The 18,581-nt window shown below is 70.2% G+C and carries 21 protein-coding genes; 16 read left to right on the top strand and 5 right to left on the bottom strand.

What is annotated here, in order from left to right; genetic code table 11:
* The 14 genes from glyA to MCBG_RS25335 all read left to right on the top strand — a co-directional run bounded on the left by glyA (window position 1) and on the right by MCBG_RS25335 (window position 12,510).
* On the top strand, window positions 1-1,287 hold the full coding sequence (glyA, locus tag MCBG_RS25270) for a serine hydroxymethyltransferase (RefSeq protein ID WP_043328653.1): 1,287 nt from the start codon (window positions 1-3) through the stop codon (window positions 1,285-1,287).
* Window positions 1,284-1,721, top strand: a complete 438-nt coding sequence (locus tag MCBG_RS25275; protein WP_030504734.1) for a hypothetical protein — start codon at window positions 1,284-1,286, stop codon at window positions 1,719-1,721. The genes glyA and MCBG_RS25275 overlap by 4 nt, the downstream gene beginning before the upstream one ends.
* A gap of 159 nt (window positions 1,722-1,880) precedes the next feature.
* Window positions 1,881-2,102, top strand: a complete 222-nt coding sequence (locus MCBG_RS25280) for a hypothetical protein (RefSeq protein ID WP_030504733.1) — start codon at window positions 1,881-1,883, stop codon at window positions 2,100-2,102.
* A gap of 42 nt (window positions 2,103-2,144) precedes the next feature.
* A complete protein-coding gene (gene atpB / locus MCBG_RS25285) occupies window positions 2,145-2,924 on the top strand; it encodes a F0F1 ATP synthase subunit A (RefSeq protein WP_043328655.1) in 780 nt (259 codons plus the stop codon).
* A gap of 93 nt (window positions 2,925-3,017) precedes the next feature.
* On the top strand, window positions 3,018-3,242 hold the full coding sequence (atpE, locus tag MCBG_RS25290; protein WP_018789141.1) for an ATP synthase F0 subunit C: 225 nt from the start codon (window positions 3,018-3,020) through the stop codon (window positions 3,240-3,242).
* 29 nt (window positions 3,243-3,271) lie between these two features.
* Entirely contained in the window at window positions 3,272-3,799 is a 528-nt protein-coding gene (locus MCBG_RS25295) for a F0F1 ATP synthase subunit B (protein ID WP_030504731.1), read from the top strand.
* Window positions 3,799-4,620, top strand: a complete 822-nt coding sequence (locus MCBG_RS25300) for a F0F1 ATP synthase subunit delta (protein WP_030504730.1) — start codon at window positions 3,799-3,801, stop codon at window positions 4,618-4,620. Before MCBG_RS25295 ends, MCBG_RS25300 begins: the two co-directional genes overlap by 1 nt.
* 72 nt (window positions 4,621-4,692) lie before the next feature.
* The gene (atpA, locus tag MCBG_RS25305) at window positions 4,693-6,342 is read left to right on the top strand and encodes a F0F1 ATP synthase subunit alpha (protein ID WP_030504729.1); all 1,650 of its coding nucleotides are present in this window, start codon (window positions 4,693-4,695) and stop codon (window positions 6,340-6,342) included.
* Window positions 6,343-6,346: 4 nt separating this feature from the next.
* Window positions 6,347-7,276 (top strand): F0F1 ATP synthase subunit gamma, encoded by a 930-nt coding sequence (locus MCBG_RS25310; protein ID WP_030504728.1) that lies wholly within the window; start codon window positions 6,347-6,349, stop codon window positions 7,274-7,276.
* A complete protein-coding gene (gene atpD, locus MCBG_RS25315; protein ID WP_043328657.1) occupies window positions 7,276-8,721 on the top strand; it encodes a F0F1 ATP synthase subunit beta in 1,446 nt (481 codons plus the stop codon). The genes MCBG_RS25310 and atpD overlap by 1 nt, the downstream gene beginning before the upstream one ends.
* 216 nt (window positions 8,722-8,937) lie before the next feature.
* Entirely contained in the window at window positions 8,938-10,083 is a 1,146-nt protein-coding gene (locus MCBG_RS25320) for an LCP family protein (protein WP_043328659.1), read from the top strand.
* A gap of 109 nt (window positions 10,084-10,192) precedes the next feature.
* Window positions 10,193-10,471, top strand: a complete 279-nt coding sequence (locus tag MCBG_RS25325) for a F0F1 ATP synthase subunit epsilon (RefSeq protein ID WP_043328661.1) — start codon at window positions 10,193-10,195, stop codon at window positions 10,469-10,471.
* A 12-nt stretch (window positions 10,472-10,483) separates the two neighbouring features.
* Window positions 10,484-10,939: a DUF2550 domain-containing protein gene (locus MCBG_RS25330; protein ID WP_043328663.1), complete on the top strand. Its 456-nt coding sequence runs from the start codon at window positions 10,484-10,486 to the stop codon at window positions 10,937-10,939.
* Window positions 10,940-11,934: 995 nt separating this feature from the next.
* Window positions 11,935-12,510, top strand: a complete 576-nt coding sequence (locus MCBG_RS25335) for a hypothetical protein (RefSeq protein ID WP_043328664.1) — start codon at window positions 11,935-11,937, stop codon at window positions 12,508-12,510.
* A gap of 60 nt (window positions 12,511-12,570) precedes the next feature.
* Here MCBG_RS25335 and MCBG_RS25340 read toward each other — a convergent pair whose 3' ends face one another.
* Window positions 12,571-12,987, bottom strand: coding sequence for a VOC family protein (locus MCBG_RS25340; RefSeq protein ID WP_043328666.1), 417 nt, complete (start codon window positions 12,985-12,987; stop codon window positions 12,571-12,573).
* Entirely contained in the window at window positions 12,963-13,535 is a 573-nt protein-coding gene (locus MCBG_RS25345) for a cob(I)yrinic acid a,c-diamide adenosyltransferase (RefSeq protein WP_043328669.1), read from the bottom strand. The genes MCBG_RS25340 and MCBG_RS25345 overlap by 25 nt, the downstream gene beginning before the upstream one ends.
* Here MCBG_RS25345 and murA point away from each other — a divergent pair.
* Together murA and MCBG_RS25355 are read left to right on the top strand one after the other, a co-directional pair.
* A complete protein-coding gene (gene murA, locus MCBG_RS25350) occupies window positions 13,534-14,955 on the top strand; it encodes a UDP-N-acetylglucosamine 1-carboxyvinyltransferase (protein WP_043328672.1) in 1,422 nt (473 codons plus the stop codon). The genes MCBG_RS25345 and murA overlap by 2 nt on opposite strands.
* A gap of 69 nt (window positions 14,956-15,024) precedes the next feature.
* The gene (locus tag MCBG_RS25355) at window positions 15,025-15,873 is read left to right on the top strand and encodes a 3-hydroxyacyl-CoA dehydrogenase family protein (RefSeq protein ID WP_043328675.1); all 849 of its coding nucleotides are present in this window, start codon (window positions 15,025-15,027) and stop codon (window positions 15,871-15,873) included.
* A 40-nt stretch (window positions 15,874-15,913) separates the two neighbouring features.
* Here the strand turns inward: MCBG_RS25355 and MCBG_RS35340 are convergent, their stop codons facing one another.
* The 3 genes from MCBG_RS35340 to MCBG_RS25370 form a co-directional block, all read right to left on the bottom strand.
* Window positions 15,914-16,309: an alpha/beta hydrolase-fold protein gene (locus MCBG_RS35340; protein WP_369799329.1), complete on the bottom strand. Its 396-nt coding sequence runs from the start codon at window positions 16,307-16,309 to the stop codon at window positions 15,914-15,916.
* Window positions 16,310-16,808: 499 nt separating this feature from the next.
* Window positions 16,809-17,654, bottom strand: a complete 846-nt coding sequence (locus tag MCBG_RS25365) for an ABC transporter permease (RefSeq protein ID WP_043328679.1) — start codon at window positions 17,652-17,654, stop codon at window positions 16,809-16,811.
* A complete protein-coding gene (locus MCBG_RS25370) occupies window positions 17,651-18,499 on the bottom strand; it encodes an ABC transporter ATP-binding protein (protein WP_043328681.1) in 849 nt (282 codons plus the stop codon). The genes MCBG_RS25365 and MCBG_RS25370 overlap by 4 nt, the downstream gene beginning before the upstream one ends.
* Between the last annotated feature and the right edge of the window lie 82 nt (window positions 18,500-18,581).

Raw genomic sequence — 18,581 nt, forward strand, 5'->3', positions numbered from 1 at the left:
GTGGAGAACGCGAGGGACACCTTCTGGGGGCCGGACTTCCAGCAGCTCAGTACCGTCGACCCGGAGATCGCCGAGGTGGTGCTGGGGGAGCTGGACCGGCTGCGCGGCGGTCTGCAACTGATCGCCAGCGAGAACCTCACCTCGCCCGCGGTGCTGGCCGCGCTCGGTTCCACGCTCACCAACAAGTACGCCGAGGGCTACCCGGGCCGGCGCTACTACGGCGGCTGCGCCGAGGTGGACCGGGCCGAGGAGCTGGGCATCGCCCGGGCGAAGGACCTGTTCGGCGCCGAGCACGCCAACCTCCAGCCGCACTCCGGGGCGAGCGCCAACCTGGCCGCGTACGCCGCCCTGGTGCAGCCCGGTGACACGGTGCTGGCCATGGACCTGCCGCACGGCGGGCACCTGACCCACGGCAGCCGGGTGAACTTCTCCGGCAAGTGGTTCCACCCGGTCGGCTACACCGTCCGGCCGGACACCGAGACGATCGACTACGACGAGGTACGCGACCTGGCCCGGGCGCACCGGCCGAAGCTGATCATCTGTGGCGCGACCGCGTACCCCCGGCTCATCGACTTCGCTCGCTTCCGCGAGATCGCCGACGAGGTCGGCGCGTACCTGATGGTGGACGCCGCCCACTTCGTCGGCCTGGTGGCCGGCGGCGCGATCCCGTCCCCGGTGCCGCACGCCGACGTGGTCACCGCGACCACGCACAAGGTGCTGCGCGGTCCGCGCGGCGGCATGATCCTGTGCCGGGAGTCGCTGGCCGCGCGGATCGACAAGGCGGTCTTCCCGTTCACCCAGGGCGGCCCGCTGATGCACGCGGTGGCGGCCAAGGCGGTCGCGCTGCGCGAGGCCGCGCAGCCGGAGTTCCGCACGTACGCCGCCCAGGTGGTGACGAACGCGCGGGCGCTGGCCGACGGCCTGGTCGCCGACGGCCTGCGGCCGGTCTCCGGCGGCACCGACACCCACCTGGCGCTGCTGGACCTGCGTGAGACGGGCGTGACCGGCGCCGAGGCCGAGGCCCGCTGCGATGCCGCCGGCATCACGCTGAACAAGAACGCGATCCCGTACGACCCGCAGCCGCCGATGGTCGCCTCCGGCATCCGGGTGGGTACGCCGAGCGTCACCACCCAGGGCATGCGCGAGGGGGAGATGGGCCGGATCGCCGGGCTGATCGCGCGCGCGGTACGCACCGATCCCGGCGCCCCCGGAGGCGCCGACACGCTGGCCGGGGTGGCCCGCGAGGTCGCCGAGCTGGTCGCCGCCTTCCCGGCGTACCCCCGATGACGGCGCCACGGGCGGGTGAGCCCGGCGCGATCCGGTCCCGGCTGAACCACCTGCGGCTACCGTTGCTGGCGTGCGCGGCCCTCGCGGTGGTGGGGGTGCCGGCGGCGGCGCTGCTGCGCGGCCCGACCGGGGCGGCCGGCTTCGCGGCCGGGGTGGCGCTGGTGATCGTCAGCTACCTGATCTCCAGCCTCTCGGTGGCCTGGGCGGACGCCATCCACCCTCGGATGATCATGTCGGTCGGGTTGGTCACCTACGCCACCAAGATCGTGATCCTGGGCGTGGTGATGGCCGCCGTGGCGGCCACCGGCTGGCCCGGCCTGCCGGACATGGGCGTGGCGATCATCGCGGCCGTGGTGGTGTGGACCGGCGCCCACCTGACCTGGGCGATGAGGTCCCCGCTGCCCACATTCGAGCGTCGCGACGACAGCGAGTGACTTTGCTGAATCGTGTCCGGTACGGCGGGTGCCCTGACGGGCGCGACAGGAGTAACGTGGCGCCAGGTTGACGCGCCCGCAGTACGGCCCGCACGCTGTCCGCAGTGTGGGGGGTGCCGCACATCCCCGCGCGCCCCTGCTGATATTGTTCGCCACGTCATGGCCGATGACCCCCACTCCCACAAGTCCGACGAGCACTCGTCGGAGGGTGTGGCAGGCGCCGTCGTGGGTTACCTGCTCGCCGGCATTCTGGTGTGGGGTGGCCTCGGCTGGTTGGCGGAACGGTTCCTCGGTCTGCCAGCCGGCATCGGGGTCGCCGTCGGCATGATGCTCGGCGCGGCCGGGGCGATCTACCTGATCATGAAGAGGCTCAGTGCCTGAGTTCCGGCACACGCGGGTCTGTTGAGTGCGGAGGATGACACGGTGAGCGGACAGCTGGTCGTCGCCCAGGACCTTCCCTGGCCCCCCAGCGTCGGGGATTTCTACCCGCCGGACGTGGCCGGCCCCTGGGTCACCAAGTTCAGCATCATGATCTGGATCGCCGTCGCGCTGCTGATCATCTTCTTCGTGGCCGCGTACCGGAAGCCGAAGCTGGTGCCGGGCAAGGGCCAGTGGGCCGCCGAGGCCGTCTACGGGCTGGTCCGGGACAACATCGCCCGTGAGCAGATGGGCAACGCGGGCATCCGCTTCGCGCCCTACCTCACCGTGCTGTTCAGCTTCATCCTGCTGACAAACATCTTCAGCATCGTGCCCGGCCTGCAGATCTCGCCGAACTCGCACATCGCGTTCCCGATCGTGCTCGCCGCCATCTCGTACGTCATGTACAACTACGTCGGCGTCCGCAAGCACGGCCTCGGCAAGTACCTCAAGCAGAGCCTCATCCTGCCCGGCGTGCCGTGGCCGATGCACTTCCTGCTGATTCCGATCGAGTTCCTGCAGAACTTCGTCGTCCGGCCGGTCACCCTGGCACTGCGACTCTTCGCCAACATGTTCGCCGGCCACCTGCTCCTGCTGGTCTTCACCGTCGGCGGCTTCGTGATGCTCGGGTCGAGCAGCGTCTTCGTGCAGGCGACCTCGGTCTTCTCCTTCGCGATGGCGATCGTGATGGCCTTCTTCGAGGCGCTGGTGGCGGTGCTGCAGGCATACGTCTTCGTCACGCTGAGCGCCAACTACATCGGCACGTCGCTGGCCGACGAGCACTGAGATCCGGCTCGGCGGGCACCCGGCCCGGCCAAGCATCTGGTACCGACCGCGTACACGTGAGCCCTCACGTGTGAACTAGGAGGAATACCCGCAATGAACGTTCTTGCCGAGATCGGTGGCAACGTCAACACCATCGGCTACGGCCTCGCCGCCATCGGCCCCGGTATCGGTGTGGCCCTGGTCTTCGCGGCCTACATCCAGTCGAGCGCCCGCCAGCCCGAGTCGGCCGGCTACAACCGCACCTGGCTGGTGCTGGGCTTCGCCCTGGTCGAGGCGCTGGCGCTGTTCGGCCTGGTGCTCGCCTTCGCCGTTAGCTGACGCGAGCTCTCCCGATCCGGAGGTCTGACATGTATCTCGCCGCCGAAGGCGCGCACAATCCGATCTTGCCGATCTGGCAGGAGATGGTCGTCGGAACGATCTCCTTCGCCCTGCTCGTCTTCGTCCTGCTGAAGTTCGTCATGCCCCGCATGGAGGCGATGTACCAGGCGCGGGTCGACGCGATCGAGGGTGGCATCAAGCGCGCCGAGGCGGCCCAGGCCGAGGCGAACAAGCTGCTCGAGCAGTACCGGGCCCAGCTCGCGGAGGCGCGTACCGACGCCGCCAAGATCCGCGACGACGCACGGGCCGACGCCGACGGGATCCGCCAGGACATCCTCGCCAAGGCGCGTGAGGAGTCCGACCGGATCATCGCCGCCGGCAAGGAGCAGCTCGCCGCCGAGCGGGCCACCATCGTGCGCGAGCTGCGTACCGAGGTGGGCACCATCGCGGTGGACCTGGCCAGCAAGATCGTCGGTGAGTCGCTCGCCGACGAGGCGCGTCGCAAGGGCACCGTCGACCGGTTCCTGAGCGGTCTCGAGAGCACGGGGGCCCGCTGATGCAGGCCGCCAGCCGGGAGTCGTACCGGGCCGGGGCCGAGCGCCTCGACGCGTACGTCCGCGGCGCGGAGCCGTCGGCGGTGGCTGCCACCGCCGACGACATCCTCTCCGTCGCCGCCCTGCTGCGGCGTGAGCCGCGGCTGCGCCGGGCGCTCTCCGACCCGGCCCGGGCCGGCGCCGACCGCTCCGGCCTGCTCGGCGACATGCTGCGCGGCCGGGTCGGCGCGGAAGCGCTCGACCTGCTCGCGTCGATGGTGTCCGGCCGCTGGTCGGCCCCGTCCGAGCTGCTCGACGGTGTCGAGCGCCTCGGCGTGGAGGCGCTGCTGGCCAGCGCCGACCTGTCCGGCGACCTGGGCGAGGTCGAGGACGAGCTGTTCCGCTTCGGGCAGGTCGTCTCCGGTTCCGCCGAGCTGTCCAACACGCTCTCCGACCCGATGGCGTCGGTCGAGCGGCGGGCAGAACTGGCCCGGCAGCTGCTCGCCGGCAAGGCCCAGCCGGTCACCGTCAGCCTCGTCGAGGCCGCGCTCGCTGGTTTCGGTGGACGCTCCTTCACCGGTGCGCTCACCCGGCTGGTCGAGCTCGCCGCCGACCGGCGGGACCGTCAGGTCGCGTACGTGACCGTGGCGGCTCCGCTGACCGAGGAGGAGGAGCGACGCCTCGGTGCCCGCCTCTCGGAGATGTACGGTCGGGAGGTCTCCGTCAAGCAGACGGTCGACCCCGACGTACTCGGCGGGGCGCGCGTACAGGTCGGCTCCGACCTGTACGACGGCACCGTCCTGCGCCGCCTCAACGAGACCCGCAACGCGCTCGCCAAGCGCTGAGCCCTGATTCGTCGCCACCGGACCGGTCGGTACCAGGTATCCCGGGCCCTGAGATACTTAAGGAAGCAGAGGATGGCCGAGCTGACCATCTCGACGGAGGAGATCCGCGGCGCCCTGGAGCGCTACGTCTCCTCCTACACGGCCGACGTCTCCCGCGAGGAGGTCGGCACCGTCGCCGACGCCGGCGACGGCATCGCCCACGTCGAGGGCCTCCCCTCGACCATGACCAACGAGCTCCTGGAGTTCGAGGACGGCACGCTCGGTGTGGCGCTGAACCTCGACGTCCGGGAGATCGGTGTCGTCGTCCTCGGTGACTTCGGCGGGATCGAAGAGGGCCAGCGCGTCAAGCGCACCGGCCGGGTGCTCTCCGTGCCGATCGGTGACGCGTTCCTCGGCCGCGTGGTCAACGCGCTCGGCGAGCCCATCGACGGCCTCGGCGACATCGCCAACGAGGGCTACCGCGAGCTGGAGCTCCAGGCCCCGAACGTGATGTCCCGCAAGTCGGTCGACGAGCCGCTGCAGACCGGCATCAAGGCCATCGACGCGATGACCCCGATCGGCCGCGGTCAGCGTCAGCTGATCATCGGTGACCGGAAGACCGGCAAGACCACCGTCGCGCTGGACACCATCCTCAACCAGCGCGAGAACTGGCGCTCCGGCGACCCGAAGAAGCAGGTCCGCTGCATCTACGTCGCGATCGGCCAGAAGGCCTCCACCATCGCCTCCATCAAGGGGACGCTGGAGGAGGCGGGCGCGATGGAGTACACCACCATCGTCGCCTCCCCGGCCTCCGACCCGGCCGGCTTCAAGTACCTCGCCCCGTACACCGGCTCGTCCATCGGGCAGCACTGGATGTACGGCGGCAAGCACGTCCTGATCGTCTTCGACGACCTGAGCAAGCAGGCCGAGGCGTACCGGGCCGTGTCGCTGCTGCTGCGCCGCCCGCCGGGCCGTGAGGCCTACCCGGGTGACGTCTTCTACCTGCACTCGCGTCTGCTGGAGCGCTGCGCCAAGCTCTCCGACGAGCTGGGTGGCGGCTCGATGACCGGCCTGCCGATCATCGAGACCAAGGCGAACGACATCTCGGCGTTCATCCCGACCAACGTCATCTCCATCACCGACGGCCAGATCTTCCTCGAGACCGACCTGTTCAACCAGGGCGTCCGGCCGGCCATCAACGTCGGCACCTCGGTCTCCCGGGTCGGTGGCGCCGCGCAGGTGAAGCCGATGAAGAAGGTCGCCGGCTCGCTGCGGCTGAACCTGGCCCAGTACCGCGAGCTGGAGGCGTTCGCCGCCTTCGCCTCCGACCTGGACCGGGCCTCCCGCGCCCAGCTGGACCGCGGTTCCCGCCTGGTCGAGCTGCTCAAGCAGCCGAACTACTCGCCGTACCCGGTGCAGGAGCAGGTCGTCTCCGTCTGGGCCGGCACCGAGGGCAAGCTGGACGACGTCCCGGTCGGCGAGGTCCGCCGCTTCGAGTCGGAGTTCCTGCAGTACCTGCGGCACAAGCACGAGGGCGTCCTGGCCTCGATCGCGGACCACAAGTGGGACGACGACATCATCGCCTCGCTCGACTCGGCGATCACCGAGTTCAAGCAGCTCTTCCTGGGCAAGGAGGACGAGGTCCGGATCAACGAGGCGCCGGCCAAGCCGCTGGAGGGTGAGCAGTCCCGCGAGACGGTGACCCGCCTGCGCGACGGCGCCGACCGCCCGGCCGAGAGCTGATCCGATGGCCGCCCAGGTACGCGTTCTCCGGCAGCGGATCCGTTCCGCCAAGGGGATGAAGAAGATCACCAAGGCGATGGAGCTCGTCGCGACGAGCCGCATCGCCAAGGCCCAGGCCAAGGTGGCGGCCTCGCTGCCGTACGCCGAGGCGATCACCGGCGTGCTGACGGCGCTGGCCTCGAACGCGCGGATCGACCACCCGCTGCTCACCCCGCGCGAGCGGGTGCGGCGGGCGGGCGTCCTGCTGGTGACGGCCGACCGGGGTCTGGCCGGCGGCTACAGCTCGAACGCGATCCGGACCGCCGAGTCGCTGATCGCCCGGCTGCGCGCCGACGGCAAGGAGCCGGTGCTCTACGTCATCGGCCGCAAGGGCGTGGCGTACTACCGGTTCCGCAGTCGGCAGATCGCCGGAAGCTGGACCGGCTTCTCGGAGCAGCCGACGTTCGCCGACGCCCGCGAGGTCGGTGACACGCTGATCAAGGCGTTCACCGCCGGCGCGGACGACGTGGACGGGGATGCCGGCGCCGACGGGATCCTCGGCGTGGACGAGTTGCACATCGTCTACACCGAGTTCAAGTCCCTGATGACGCAGAACCCGGTGACCCGGATCATCGGCCCGATGCAGGTCGAGGACCGGCCTCGGACCGAGGGCGCGCTGCCGGCGTACGAGTTCGAGCCGGAGCCGGAGTCGCTGCTCGACGCCCTGCTGCCGAAGTACATCAACACGCGGATCTTCGCGGCGTTGCTGGAGTCGGCGGCGAGCGAGTCGGCCGCCCGCCGGCGGGCGATGAAGAGCGCCACCGACAACGCCGAAGAGATGATCGAGAAGTACACGCGCGAGATGAACTCGGCCCGTCAGGCCGGGATCACCCAGGAGATCAGTGAGATCGTCGGCGGCGCGAACGCGCTGGCCGCGTCGGGAAGTGAAGTGTGATGACTGTATCCGCAGTTGAGACCAAGACGGCCACGGGTCGCGTGGTCCGGGTCATCGGCCCGGTCGTCGACGCCGAGTTCCCGCGCGACGCCATGCCGGAGCTGTTCAACGCTCTGCACGTCGACGTGACCCTTTCGGGTGGTGAGAAGACGCTGACCCTGGAGGTCGCCCAGCACCTGGGTGACAACCTGGTCCGTGCCATCTCGATGCAGCCGACCGACGGTCTGGTCCGCGGCGCCGACGTGCGTGACACCGGGGCGCCGATCAGCGTGCCGGTGGGCGACGCGGTCAAGGGCCACGTGTTCAACGCGATCGGCGAGTGCCTCAACCTCACCGAGGGCGAGACGATCGAGGCCGACGACCGGTGGGGCATCCACCGCAAGGCCCCGGCCTTCGCGGACCTGGAGCCGAAGACCGAGATGCTGGAGACCGGCATCAAGGTCATCGACCTGCTCGCCCCGTACGTCAAGGGCGGCAAGATCGGCCTGTTCGGCGGCGCCGGCGTGGGCAAGACGGTGCTCATCCAGGAGATGATCACCCGCGTGGCCCGGAACTTCGGTGGTACCTCGGTCTTCGCCGGCGTGGGTGAGCGCACCCGCGAGGGCAACGACCTCATCGCCGAGATGACCGAGTCGGGCGTCATCGACAAGACCGCGCTCGTGTACGGCCAGATGGACGAGCCGCCGGGCACCCGTCTGCGGGTCGCGCTCTCCGCGCTCACCATGGCGGAGTACTTCCGCGACGTGAAGAAGCAGGAGGTGCTGCTCTTCATCGACAACATCTTCCGCTTCACCCAGGCCGGTTCCGAGGTGTCCACGCTGCTCGGCCGTATGCCGAGCGCCGTGGGTTACCAGCCGACCCTGGCCGACGAGATGGGCGAGCTCCAGGAGCGGATCACCTCCGTCCGGGGCCAGGCCATCACCTCGATGCAGGCGATCTACGTGCCCGCCGACGACTACACCGACCCGGCGCCGGCCACCACGTTCGCCCACCTCGACGCGACCACCAACCTGGAGCGGTCGATCTCCGACAAGGGCATCTACCCGGCCGTGGACCCGCTGGCGTCCTCGTCCCGGATTCTCGCCCCGGAGTTCGTCGGCGAGGAGCACTTCGCCGTCGCCACCGAGGTGAAGCGGATCCTGCAGCGCTACAAGGACCTGCAGGACATCATCGCCATCCTCGGTATCGAGGAGCTCTCCGAGGAGGACAAGCTCACCGTCGGCCGTGCCCGCCGGATCGAGCGGTTCCTCTCGCAGAACACGTACGCGGCGGAGCAGTTCACCGGCGTCCCCGGCTCGACGGTCCCGATCGCCGAGACCATCGACGCCTTCCGCCGGATCAGCGAGGGGGAGTTCGACCACTTCCCGGAGCAGGCGTTCTTCATGTGCGGCGGCCTGGAGGACCTCAAGGCCAAGGCCAAGGAACTGATGGGTGAGGAGGGCTGAGAGCCCGCTCACACAGGGGAGGGCCGTCCCGGCGAAAGCCGGGGCGGCCCTCGCCGTTTCCGACCATTGCACTACCAGATGCCCGGATCTCCGGCAAGCAGTTCGCCGAATCGCGCGGTACCGTTCCTGACACGACTTTCACATCCCGGCCGTTGATCTCTGCAACCAAACGGACCCCCGCGCCCGTCTTCCTACCCGTGGGCGTGACGATTGGAGATGCTCGTGGGCGGTAAGGGCGGCACGGACCGCGGCAAGCGGTCCATGTGGCGAGGCGTGCCCCGCTGGGCCCGCGTGTGCACGATCCTGGGCATCGTCATGGTGGTGCTCAGCGGCTCCGTGCTGCTCGGCTCCCGCGCCCTCGTCGCCCGCTACGAGGGCTCGGTCGGCAAGGCCGACCTCTTCGGTGACCAGGCCGCCGGCGCCAACGAGAAGAAGAGCGACATCAAGGGTCCGCTCAACATCCTGCTCGTCGGCGTCGACCCGCGTACGTCGACCGCCCGGCCGCTCGCCGACTCGATCATGGTGCTGCACGTGCCCGCCAGCATGGACCGGGGTTACCTCTTCTCGCTCCCGCGCGACCTGCGGGTGGACATCCCGGCCTTCGCCAAGGCCGACTACTCCGGCGGCAACGACCGGCTCAACGCCGCCATGTCGCACGGCAGCAACGTACCGGGGCAGAATCCCAGCACCGCGCAGGGCTTCGAACTGCTCGCCAAGACCGTGCAGGACGTCACCGGCATCAAGCGCTTCGACGCCGGCGCGATCATCAACTTCAGCGGCTTCAAGAAGATCGTCGACGCCATGGGCGGCGTGGACATGTACATCGAGCGGGAGGTCCGGTCCGAACACCTCCAGCCGGACGGTACGCCCCGCCAGCTCCGGCCCGGTGGCGGCGGCTACCTCGGACCGCAGGCGGTGTACAAGAAGGGCAACGCCCACCTCGAAGGCTGGCAGGCGCTGGACTACGTCCGGCAGCGCTACCCGAAGAACGGCGTGCCGGACGGTGACTACGGCCGGCAGCGGCACCAGCAGCAGTTCGTCAAGGCCATGGCGAGCCAGGCGGTCAGCGCCGACGTGGTGACCAACCCGGTCAAGCTCGACCGGGTGCTGCGGGCCGCCGGCAAGTCGCTCGTCTTCAACGGGCGCGGCAACAGCGTGGTGGACTTCGGGCTGGCGCTGAAGGACATCCGTCCGAACGCGATCGAGACGATCAAGCTGCCCGGCGGGGCGATCGGCTCCGGCAGCGCGTACCGGGGTGAGCGGCTGCTCGAACCGGCGGAGGACTTCTTCACCGCCCTGCGCACCGAACAGCTCGATGCCTTCCTGCTGGAGCACCCCGATTTCATTCAGAAAACCAAGTAGCCTGGGCGGGTGCGGGGCCGTGGTGGTCCGGCTCTCACCACCCGCGTTGGGTGGGCCGCGGGGGCGCGACTAGACTTTCGGCAATCCGCCGCCGCAGCAAGGAGACAGCGTGGCACAGCAGCTTCACGTCGAGCTCGTAGCCGTCGAGGAGAAGGTCTGGACCGGCGAGGCCGAAATGGTCGTCGCGCGGACGACCGAGGGTGAGCTCGGTGTGTTGCCGGGGCACGCGCCGCTGCTCGGCCAGCTCGCGGAGCCCAGCCAGGTACGCATCAAGCAGGCCGGTGGCCAGCAGGTCGTCTTCGACGTGCCCGGCGGCTTCCTGTCGGTGACCAGCGAGGGCGTCACGGTGCTCGCCGAGAGCGCGACCCCCGCCACCCCGGCCCGCTGAGCAGACCCGCCGATGGAGATCGTCGAAGGGTTCGGAATCGGCGTAGCGGTAGTCGTCGTCGCCATTCTGATCCTCTTCATCCGGCGGGCCCTGTTCACACGTAGCGGTGGCACCATCCGGCTGAGCGTGCGGGTCTCCACGATCCTCGACGGTCGCGGCTGGTCACCCGGGTTCGGTCGCTTCGTCGGCGACGAACTCCGCTGGTACCGCATGTTCAGCTTCGCGCTGCGCCCCAAGCGGGTGCTCTCCCGCGAGGGGCTGGCGGTCGAGCGACGCCGGCTGCCCGAGGGCCAGGAACGCATGTCCATGCCGGCCGAGTGGGTGATCCTGCGCTGTACCAGCCACCACGCGCCGATCGAGATCGCCATGGCGCGTTCCACGGTTACCGGATTCCTGTCCTGGCTCGAGGCCGCCCCACCCGGGGCGGTCTCGCCGCGTCTGGCCTCCCAGGACTGGCCCGCCGCCTGACCCCGGCCGCTTGATCGACTCCACCTCCCCGAGGTGGCGGCACCCCCGCACACCTTGGCCGGGCTGAATCCGGCACCCGGTTCGCCCAGTCCAGCTGCCCCCGCACGACAGCCCTCACCTCGCCATCGATCTTGGAGTTGTGGCGCCCACGATGCCCGTTTGACGAGGTATGCGAGGCACCACAACTCCAAGATCGCCGAAGTTCCCAGAAGTTCGGGACGGGTTGCCGCCCCCTAGCTCCTGATGCCCCGCGCGATCTTGCACTTAGGTGCCCCATAAATCCGGCGAATCGGGTGTTCCGAGGGCTCAAAGTGCAAGATCGCGCGTGCGGACCTGCGGCGGGGCGGCCGCCTCGGGTCAGCCCCCCTCCGATAGCGTCGATCATGAACTTGGCGGCACTTGGTGTCCGTTATGTCGCCGCTAACCTCATGATCAACCCTGTGGTGGGCGCCCGGGGGGCCTTCGCAGGTGATCAAGGGGTTTGTGTCCTCGTGGGTGCCGGAAAGGGCCGCAAACTCCTTGATCAACAGGGCGTGGAGCGAGGCGGCCGGGCCGGGGCGCGGTGGGGGTTTGGCGTGTGTGGGCGGGGTGTCGGGTTCGGGGGTGGTGGGCGGCACTCTGGTGGCGGAATCGTGGGCGGGCCGGTGGCGTTGTAACCGGGTGAACGATCGAGCAGGGCCGCGCCCCCGGAGCGAGGGGGTGCGGGCTGTGGGAACAGTGCCGGTCGTGCGGCGGCGTGAGCCGCGGGGAATCATCCCGCTCGGCTGGTCGTTGAACACGGTTCCGACGACGTGAACCCCCGCCGCCCCCGGCGGCGAGCTGGCCCGGGAATGATGCCGGGTCGACGGTCGTTGGACATCCTTCCGGCGCCGCGGAGAGGCCCCCAGCCCCCGCGAGCAGCCGAGATCCCCTGAGACTTTCTTGAGCGCCTGACGGTGCCCACGCACCCCCGGTCCCCCCGGGGGGTGTGTCGACCCCCGAATGGAGCCCCCATCATGAACACGATTCTGCGTAAGAGCGTTCTGGGTATTGCTGGTCTGGCTTTCACCGGTGGCGTGTTCGCCGGCCCGGTCGCCGCTCACGCGGCCGACACCACCCACGCTGCGAAGCCGGTCACCGCCACGGTGCAGTCCGACAAGCTGATCCCGCACGGCGTGCAGGGCGACCAGTCCCGCATCGACCTCAATGACGAGCAGACCGCCAACGTCAAGGCGATCATTGCCGCGACGAAGAAGGCCGGCATGGACGAGCGTGCCGCGGTCGTGTCGATCGCGACCGCGTTGCAGGAGTCGAAGCTGGAGAACCTCGGTCACCTGGGTGACCGTAACGACCACGACTCGCAGGGCTTGTTCCAGCAGCGCCCGTCCTCCGGTTGGGGCACGGTGGAGCAGATCACCGACCCCGAGTACTCCACGACCGCGTTCCTGAAGGGTCTGAAGCAGGTCGACGGCTGGCAGGACATGCCGCTGACCAAGGCCGCCCAGACCGTCCAGGTCTCCGCCTACCCGGACCACTACGCCCAGTGGGAGCAGCAGGCCGCCGACCTCGTCGCCCAGCACTGGAACAGCTAAGACGAACACGTAAGACACAGCGAAAGGCCGGCACCCCGAACCAACGGGGTGCCGGCCTTTTCACGTCTCCGCTACCAGCTCGACCTCGTACCCCTGCCCGTCGGTGAGGTAGGCGGCGTAGCTGTCCGGGCCGCCCGCGTGCGGGTGCCGGTCCGGGAACAGCAGCGTCCAGCCGTACTCTCCGGCGGCAGTGACCAGCCGCTCGACGGCGGCCGGCGGGCCGGCGTGGAAGGCCAGGTGGTTCAGGCCGGGCGCGCGCCTGTCGTGGGTGCGGCCGGTGAGCGCCGGTGACTGCTCCAGCACGATGTACGTCGCGCCGAGCCGCCAGGAGCGGCCGGCGGGCCAGTCCTGGTAGAGCGTCCAGCCCAGCTCGCCGAGAAGCCAGCCCCACGAACGACTGGCCGCCGCCAGGTCGGGTACCCACACCTCCACGTGATGGAGGCCGCCGATGGTCAGCGTTTCCCGCCCGGAACCCATAGCACGTCGCCGTTCGGATTTGCCGTTCTTGACAGGATAAAGAGCAAATCGGAGAGCCGGTTGAGATACTTTGCCGGGAGGGGACTGGTCCGATCGGGGTCGTGTGCGACCAGCGCCCATGCCGCACGCTCGGCGCGCCGGGCGGTCGTCCGTGCCACGTGCAGCAGTGCCGCACCAGCGGTGCCACCGGGGAGGATGAAGGAGTCGAGCTTGCTCAGGCGCGCGTTGTACTCGTCGCACCAGCCCTCGAGGCGCTCGACGTACTCCTCGGTCACCCGCAGCGGCGGGTACTTCGGGTCCGGCTCGACCGGCGTCGCCAGGTCCGCGCCGACGTCGAACATGTCGTTCTGTACGGACTCCAGCACGGCTCGCAGCTCGTCCGAGAGCTGCCCCAGGGCGAGCGCCACGCCGATCGAGGCGTTGCACTCGTCCACGTCCGCGTACGCGGCGATGCGCGGATCGGTCTTCGGCACCTGCTCGTTGTTGCTCAGCCTGGTCATGCCGGCGTCGCCGGCCTTGGTGTAGATGCGCGTGAGGTGGACGGCCATGACGCACAGCCTACGGATACCGGACCTGACCATCCCGGCCCGGCCGAGTCCGGTTGGGCCGGGGGACGCGAGCGATCCGGCGGTCAGCGACGTCGACGTCATCCGGGTACGCGGTGACGCCCGGCTCGACGGCACGGTGCACGTGGTGGGTGCGAAGAACTCCGCGCTGAAGCTGATGGCGGCGGCGCTGCTCGCGCCCGGCCGCAGCCTGATCACCAATGTGCCCCGGATCACCGACATCGCGATCATGGGCGAGGTGCTGCGGCGGCTCGGCTGTGGCGTACGTTTCGGGCCGGACGACCCGGTCGACCCGATGGTGGCCCACGGCGGTGTGGAGCGGTCCCGCTCGGTGCTCATCGACGTGCCGGAACGGCCGGGCGCGGAGGCCGACTACGACCTGGTGCGGCGGCTGCGCGCGTCGATCTGCGTGCTCGGTCCGCTGCTGGCCCGCCGGGGGTACGTGCGGGTGGCGCACCCGGGCGGCGACGCGATCGGCTCACGCGGCCTGGACATGCACATCGCCGGGCTGGCCCGGATGGGCGCGGAGATCTCCGGTGAGCACGGCTTCGTCATCGCCGAGGCCCCGGACGGGCTGCACGGCGCGGACATCGTGCTGGACTTCCCGAGCGTGGGCGCGACCGAGAACCTGGTGATGGCGGCGGTGCTGGCCCGTGGCGCCACGACTATCGACAACGCGGCCCGGGAGCCGGAGATCGTCGACATCTGCACCATGCTGAACCGGATGGGCGCCCGGATCGAGGGGGCCGGCACGTCGACGCTGCACATCGTCGGCGTACCCGGGTTGCGGCCGGTCCGGCACGCCACGGTGGGGGACCGGATCGTGGCCGGGACGTGGGCGTTCGCCGCCGCGATGACCCGCGGCGACGTGACGGTGACCGGCCTGGACCCGGCGTACCTGGAGGTCGCGCTGGACAAGCTGGTCGCGGCCGGCGGCCTGGTCGAGACCCGGGGTGACGCCTTCCGGGTACGCATGGACGACCGCCCGAAGGCGGTGGACGTGGTGACGCTGCCGTACCCGGGTTTCGCCACCGACCTGCTGCCGATGGCGATCGGGCTGGCGGCGGTCAGCGAGGGCGGCTCGCTGATCACCGAGAACATCTTCGACGGCCGGTTCATGTTCGCCAACGAGATGATGCGGCTGGGCGCGGAGATCCGTACCGACGGCCACCACGCGCTGGTGTGCGGCCGGGAGCGGCTCTCCGGCGCCCCGGTACGCGCGACGGACATCCGGGCCGGCGCCGGCCTGATCATCGCCGGGCTCTGCGCCGACGGGCTGACCGAGGTGTCGCACGTGCACCACGTCGACCGGGGCTACCCGGACTTCGTGGCGGATCTGCGGGCGCTCGGCGTCGAGGTGGAACGCGGGACCGCGCCGGAGGAACCGGACCTGGCCATCTGACAGCCGGTGCTTATCCGTCGTTAAGTAGGGTTCTGGCAGACGTTGCAGAACACGGCGAGGGAGAAGCAGATGGCGGGTCGACTCGCGGTCGTCGGTGCCGGGCTGATGGGCTCGGGCATCGCCCAGGTGGCGGCGCAGGCGGGCTGGCAGGTGACGCTGCGCGACATCGACGACGCGGCCACGAAGCGCGGTGTGGACGGCATCCGGAAGTCGCTGACGAAGTTCGCCGAGAAGGGCAAGATCGAGGCGTCCGACGTCGAGGCGACGCTGGGCCGGATCACGCCGACCACCGACCTGGAGGCCGCCGCCGACGCGGACATCGTGGTCGAGGCGGTCTTCGAGAAGATCGAGATCAAGCACGAGGTGTTCCGCGCGCTGGACAAGATCTGCAAGGCGGACGCGGTGCTGGCCACCAACACGTCGGCCATCCCGGTGACCCAGATCGCCACCGCCACCGAGCGCCCGGAGTCGGTCGTCGGCACGCACTTCTTCTCGCCGGTGCCGATGATGAAGCTCTGCGAGCTGGTACGCGGCTACAAGACCAGCGACGCGACCATGGACACGGTCAAGTCGTTCGCCGAGGAGATCGGCAAGACGGTGGTGGTGGTCAACCGGGACATCGCCGGTTTCGTCACCACCCGGCTGATCTGCGCGTTGGCGATGGAGGCGGTCAAGCTCGTCGAGGCCGGCGTGATCTCCGCCGAGGACCTGGACACCGCCTGCAAGCTGGGCTTCGGCCACGCCATGGGCCCGCTCGCCACCGTCGACCTGACCGGCGTGGACGTGCTGCTCAACGCCACCCGCAACATCTACACCGACACCGCGGACGAGAAGTTCTTCCCGCCGGAGCTGCTCCAGCGCATGGCCACCGCCGGCGACCTGGGCCGCAAGACCGGCCAGGGCTTCTACTCGTACTGACCGGACCGTCCCGCCCCCGGCCCGCGCGGCCGGGGGCGGTTCACGTCCGGGGCGGGCTGAGCGCGGCGCCGATCAGCGCGAACGCGTCCGGGATGACTGTGCCCCAGTAGCCGAAGTTGTGCCGCCCGTCGGCCCAGGCGGCGCGTACCGGCTCCTCCGGCAGCGCCCGGGCCAGCGCACGGACATCCTTGAGGAAGTTGTCCTGCCGCCCGCACCAGAGCCCGACCGGCGTGCCGCGCAGTTTGTCCACACCGGTGAAGACCGCGTCGCCGGGGCTCACCGCGGGGGAGAAGGCCGCCGCCATCCGCAGCCATTTCGGGTACGTCTCGGCGAGCAGCAACGCGCCGAAGCCGCCCATCGACCAGCCCCACACGGCCAGCCGGCTGCTGTCGAACCCGCGCCGGGCGCACCAGGTGGGCACCTCCTCGCGCACCATCCGCTGCGGGTCGTCGTCACCGGAGGCGCGCCAGGACAGCCGCCCGCCGGTGGCGCCCGCGAGCGCAACGGCGGGGCGCCCCGGCGTACCGCGTCGGTGAGGAAGCGGGCCAGGCCGAACCGGCCGTAGTCGCGCGGGGTGGCCGACGCGCCGTGCAGCACCAGGCAGACGGGCAGGCCGCGGCCGTCGCCGTACCCGTCGGGCACCGCCGTCCAGAAGTCGACCTCGCGGCCGCGCGCGCCGGACGCGATGTGGATCAGGCGTTCGTCGCCGGCCGGGGCGTCCGGCAGGGCCGGGGCCGGTCCCGGGCGGGGGCCGGCCAGTTGCCGGGCGGCCAGACCGCCGACCACCGCGGCGCCGGCCACGCCGGCGGCGGCGCCGAGCAGGGTGCGCCGGGTCAGCGTGGGTGCCATGCCGGCGAGTGTGCCACCGCCGGGCGCGTGTTAAGAAGGGGCCCTTTCTCTACCGGAGGCGTTAAAAGGGGGCCCTTCCTTACACCTCAGCCGTCGCGTTTGGTGGTCCAGCGGAACGTGGTCAGGCAGAGCACCAGGCCGATGACGCACCAGGCGCCCAGCACCAGCGCGACGGTGCCCAGCTCGAACGAGCCGCCCGGCTCCCGCGCGCCGAAGCTGTCCGGCAGGAACACCGAGCGCAGCCCCTGGCACATCCACTTGAGCGGGAAGATCGCCGCGACCTGCTGCATCCAGGTGGGCAGGCTGGTGAAGACGAAGAACACGCCGGAGATGAACTGGAGCACCAGCGCGACCGGGGTGACCACCGCCGAGCCGCTGCGGGCGGTACGGGCCAGCGACGAGATGGCGATGCCGCAGAGCGTGCAGGCGGTGACGCCGAGGACGGAGACCCAGGCGAACGTCAGCCACTTGGCGGTGGTCTGCGGCAGGTCCAGGTCGAACATCGCCACCGAGACGGCGAGCAGCAGCACGGTCTCGGCGATGCCGATGACCACCACCATGATCACCTTGCCGGCGAACCAGACCCACTTCGGCATCGGCGTACCGCGGTAGCGCTTGAGCACGCCCCGGTCCCGCTCGATCGGGATCCAGATGCCGAGGTTCTGGAAGCTCACTGTCATCAGGCCGGTCGCGATCATGCCGGTGATGAAGTACTGCGTGTAGCTGACCCCGGGCGCGATCTCGTCGCTGAAGATCGCCGCGAAGATCAGGATCATGATGATCGGGAAGCCCATCGTGAACACGACGGACTCCCGGCTGCGCAGGAACTGGGTGATCTCCAGCCGCCCCTGGCGCAGCGCCAGCGCGCCCGCGCCGGGCCGCCGGGCCGCGGCGGCGGTGACCGGGGCCGCGGGGTTCGTCGTGGTGGTCATGAGTGTCCGATCATCCGCAGGTAGACGTCTTCCAGGGTCGGCCGGGTCACGGTGAGGCCGGGCACCTCGCCGCCGAAGCGCGCGGCCAGGTCGTACACCAGCGCCGTCGGCGTCGCGGTCTCCGCCGAGGCCAATGTCCCGTCGGGGGTACGCCAGGAGACGGTCGCCAGCGACTCCTGCCGGTTGCCCAGCCGGTTGGGCGGCGCGACCTCGATCACCCGCCCGGCGGCGATCACGCCGACCCGGTCGGCGAGCGCCTCGGCCTCGTCCAGGTAGTGGGTGGTGAGCACGATCGTGGTGCCGGCGGCGGACAGGTCCCGGATCAGCTCCCAGAACTCACGCCGGGCCTCCGGGTCGAAGCCGGTGGTCGGCTCGTCGAGGAAGAGCAGCTCGGGGCGGCCGATGATGCCCAGCGCCACGTCCAGGCGGCGCTTCTGCCCGCCGGAGAGCGTGTGCGTACGGGCCTTGGCCTTGGCGCCCAGCCCGACCCGCTCGACCACCTTGTCCGGGTCGTCCGCGCCCGGGTAGAAGCCGGAGAAGTGCCGGACCACCTCGATGACGCTGAGCTCGTCGAACTCGCCGGTGCCCTGGAGCACGATGCCGACCCGGGAGCGCCAGGCGGCGTCGGGGTGGGCGGGGTCGGCGCCGAGGACGCGCACCTCGCCGGCGTCGCGCTGCCGGTAGCCCTCCAGGATCTCGACCGTTGTGGTCTTGCCGGCGCCGTTCGGGCCGAGCAGGGCGAACACCTCGCCCCGGTGGACGTCCAGGTCCACCCCGGCCACGGCGACGTTGTCGCCGTACGCCTTGCGCAGCCCTCGCACGGAAATCGCGAGCTCGTTCTCCATGCCGTCAAGTGTGCGTCGTGCGGTGGCCCGTTCCGCTGCCGGGTCAGCTATATACGCGAGGTATACACTCGGTGTAGTCTCT

This window comes from Micromonospora sp. M42 (assembly GCF_000568915.1).
Lineage (GTDB): Bacteria > Actinomycetota > Actinomycetes > Mycobacteriales > Micromonosporaceae > Micromonospora > Micromonospora chalcea.

What these genes read in the sequence shown, in the direction of transcription:
- MCBG_RS25275 (WP_030504734.1), top strand. Translation starts at nt 1,284, where the DNA reads ATGACGGCGCCACGGGCGGGTGAGCCCGGCGCGATCCGGTCCCGGCTG.
- MCBG_RS25280 (WP_030504733.1), top strand. Translation starts at nt 1,881, where the DNA reads ATGGCCGATGACCCCCACTCCCACAAGTCCGACGAGCACTCGTCGGAG.
- atpE (WP_018789141.1), top strand. Translation starts at nt 3,018, where the DNA reads ATGAACGTTCTTGCCGAGATCGGTGGCAACGTCAACACCATCGGCTAC.
- MCBG_RS25295 (WP_030504731.1), top strand. Translation starts at nt 3,272, where the DNA reads ATGTATCTCGCCGCCGAAGGCGCGCACAATCCGATCTTGCCGATCTGG.
- MCBG_RS25300 (WP_030504730.1), top strand. Translation starts at nt 3,799, where the DNA reads ATGCAGGCCGCCAGCCGGGAGTCGTACCGGGCCGGGGCCGAGCGCCTC.
- atpA (WP_030504729.1), top strand. Translation starts at nt 4,693, where the DNA reads ATGGCCGAGCTGACCATCTCGACGGAGGAGATCCGCGGCGCCCTGGAG.
- MCBG_RS25310 (WP_030504728.1), top strand. Translation starts at nt 6,347, where the DNA reads ATGGCCGCCCAGGTACGCGTTCTCCGGCAGCGGATCCGTTCCGCCAAG.
- atpD (WP_043328657.1), top strand. Translation starts at nt 7,276, where the DNA reads ATGACTGTATCCGCAGTTGAGACCAAGACGGCCACGGGTCGCGTGGTC.
- MCBG_RS25320 (WP_043328659.1), top strand. Translation starts at nt 8,938, where the DNA reads ATGCTCGTGGGCGGTAAGGGCGGCACGGACCGCGGCAAGCGGTCCATG.
- MCBG_RS25330 (WP_043328663.1), top strand. Translation starts at nt 10,484, where the DNA reads ATGGAGATCGTCGAAGGGTTCGGAATCGGCGTAGCGGTAGTCGTCGTC.
- MCBG_RS25335 (WP_043328664.1), top strand. Translation starts at nt 11,935, where the DNA reads ATGAACACGATTCTGCGTAAGAGCGTTCTGGGTATTGCTGGTCTGGCT.
- MCBG_RS25340 (WP_043328666.1), bottom strand. Translation starts at nt 12,987, where the DNA reads ATGGGTTCCGGGCGGGAAACGCTGACCATCGGCGGCCTCCATCACGTG.
- murA (WP_043328672.1), top strand. Translation starts at nt 13,534, where the DNA reads ATGACGCACAGCCTACGGATACCGGACCTGACCATCCCGGCCCGGCCG.
- MCBG_RS25345 (WP_043328669.1), bottom strand. Translation starts at nt 13,535, where the DNA reads ATGGCCGTCCACCTCACGCGCATCTACACCAAGGCCGGCGACGCCGGC.
- MCBG_RS25355 (WP_043328675.1), top strand. Translation starts at nt 15,025, where the DNA reads ATGGCGGGTCGACTCGCGGTCGTCGGTGCCGGGCTGATGGGCTCGGGC.
- MCBG_RS35340 (WP_369799329.1), bottom strand. Translation starts at nt 16,309, where the DNA reads ATGGTGCGCGAGGAGGTGCCCACCTGGTGCGCCCGGCGCGGGTTCGAC.
- MCBG_RS25365 (WP_043328679.1), bottom strand. Translation starts at nt 17,654, where the DNA reads ATGACCACCACGACGAACCCCGCGGCCCCGGTCACCGCCGCCGCGGCC.
- MCBG_RS25370 (WP_043328681.1), bottom strand. Translation starts at nt 18,499, where the DNA reads ATGGAGAACGAGCTCGCGATTTCCGTGCGAGGGCTGCGCAAGGCGTAC.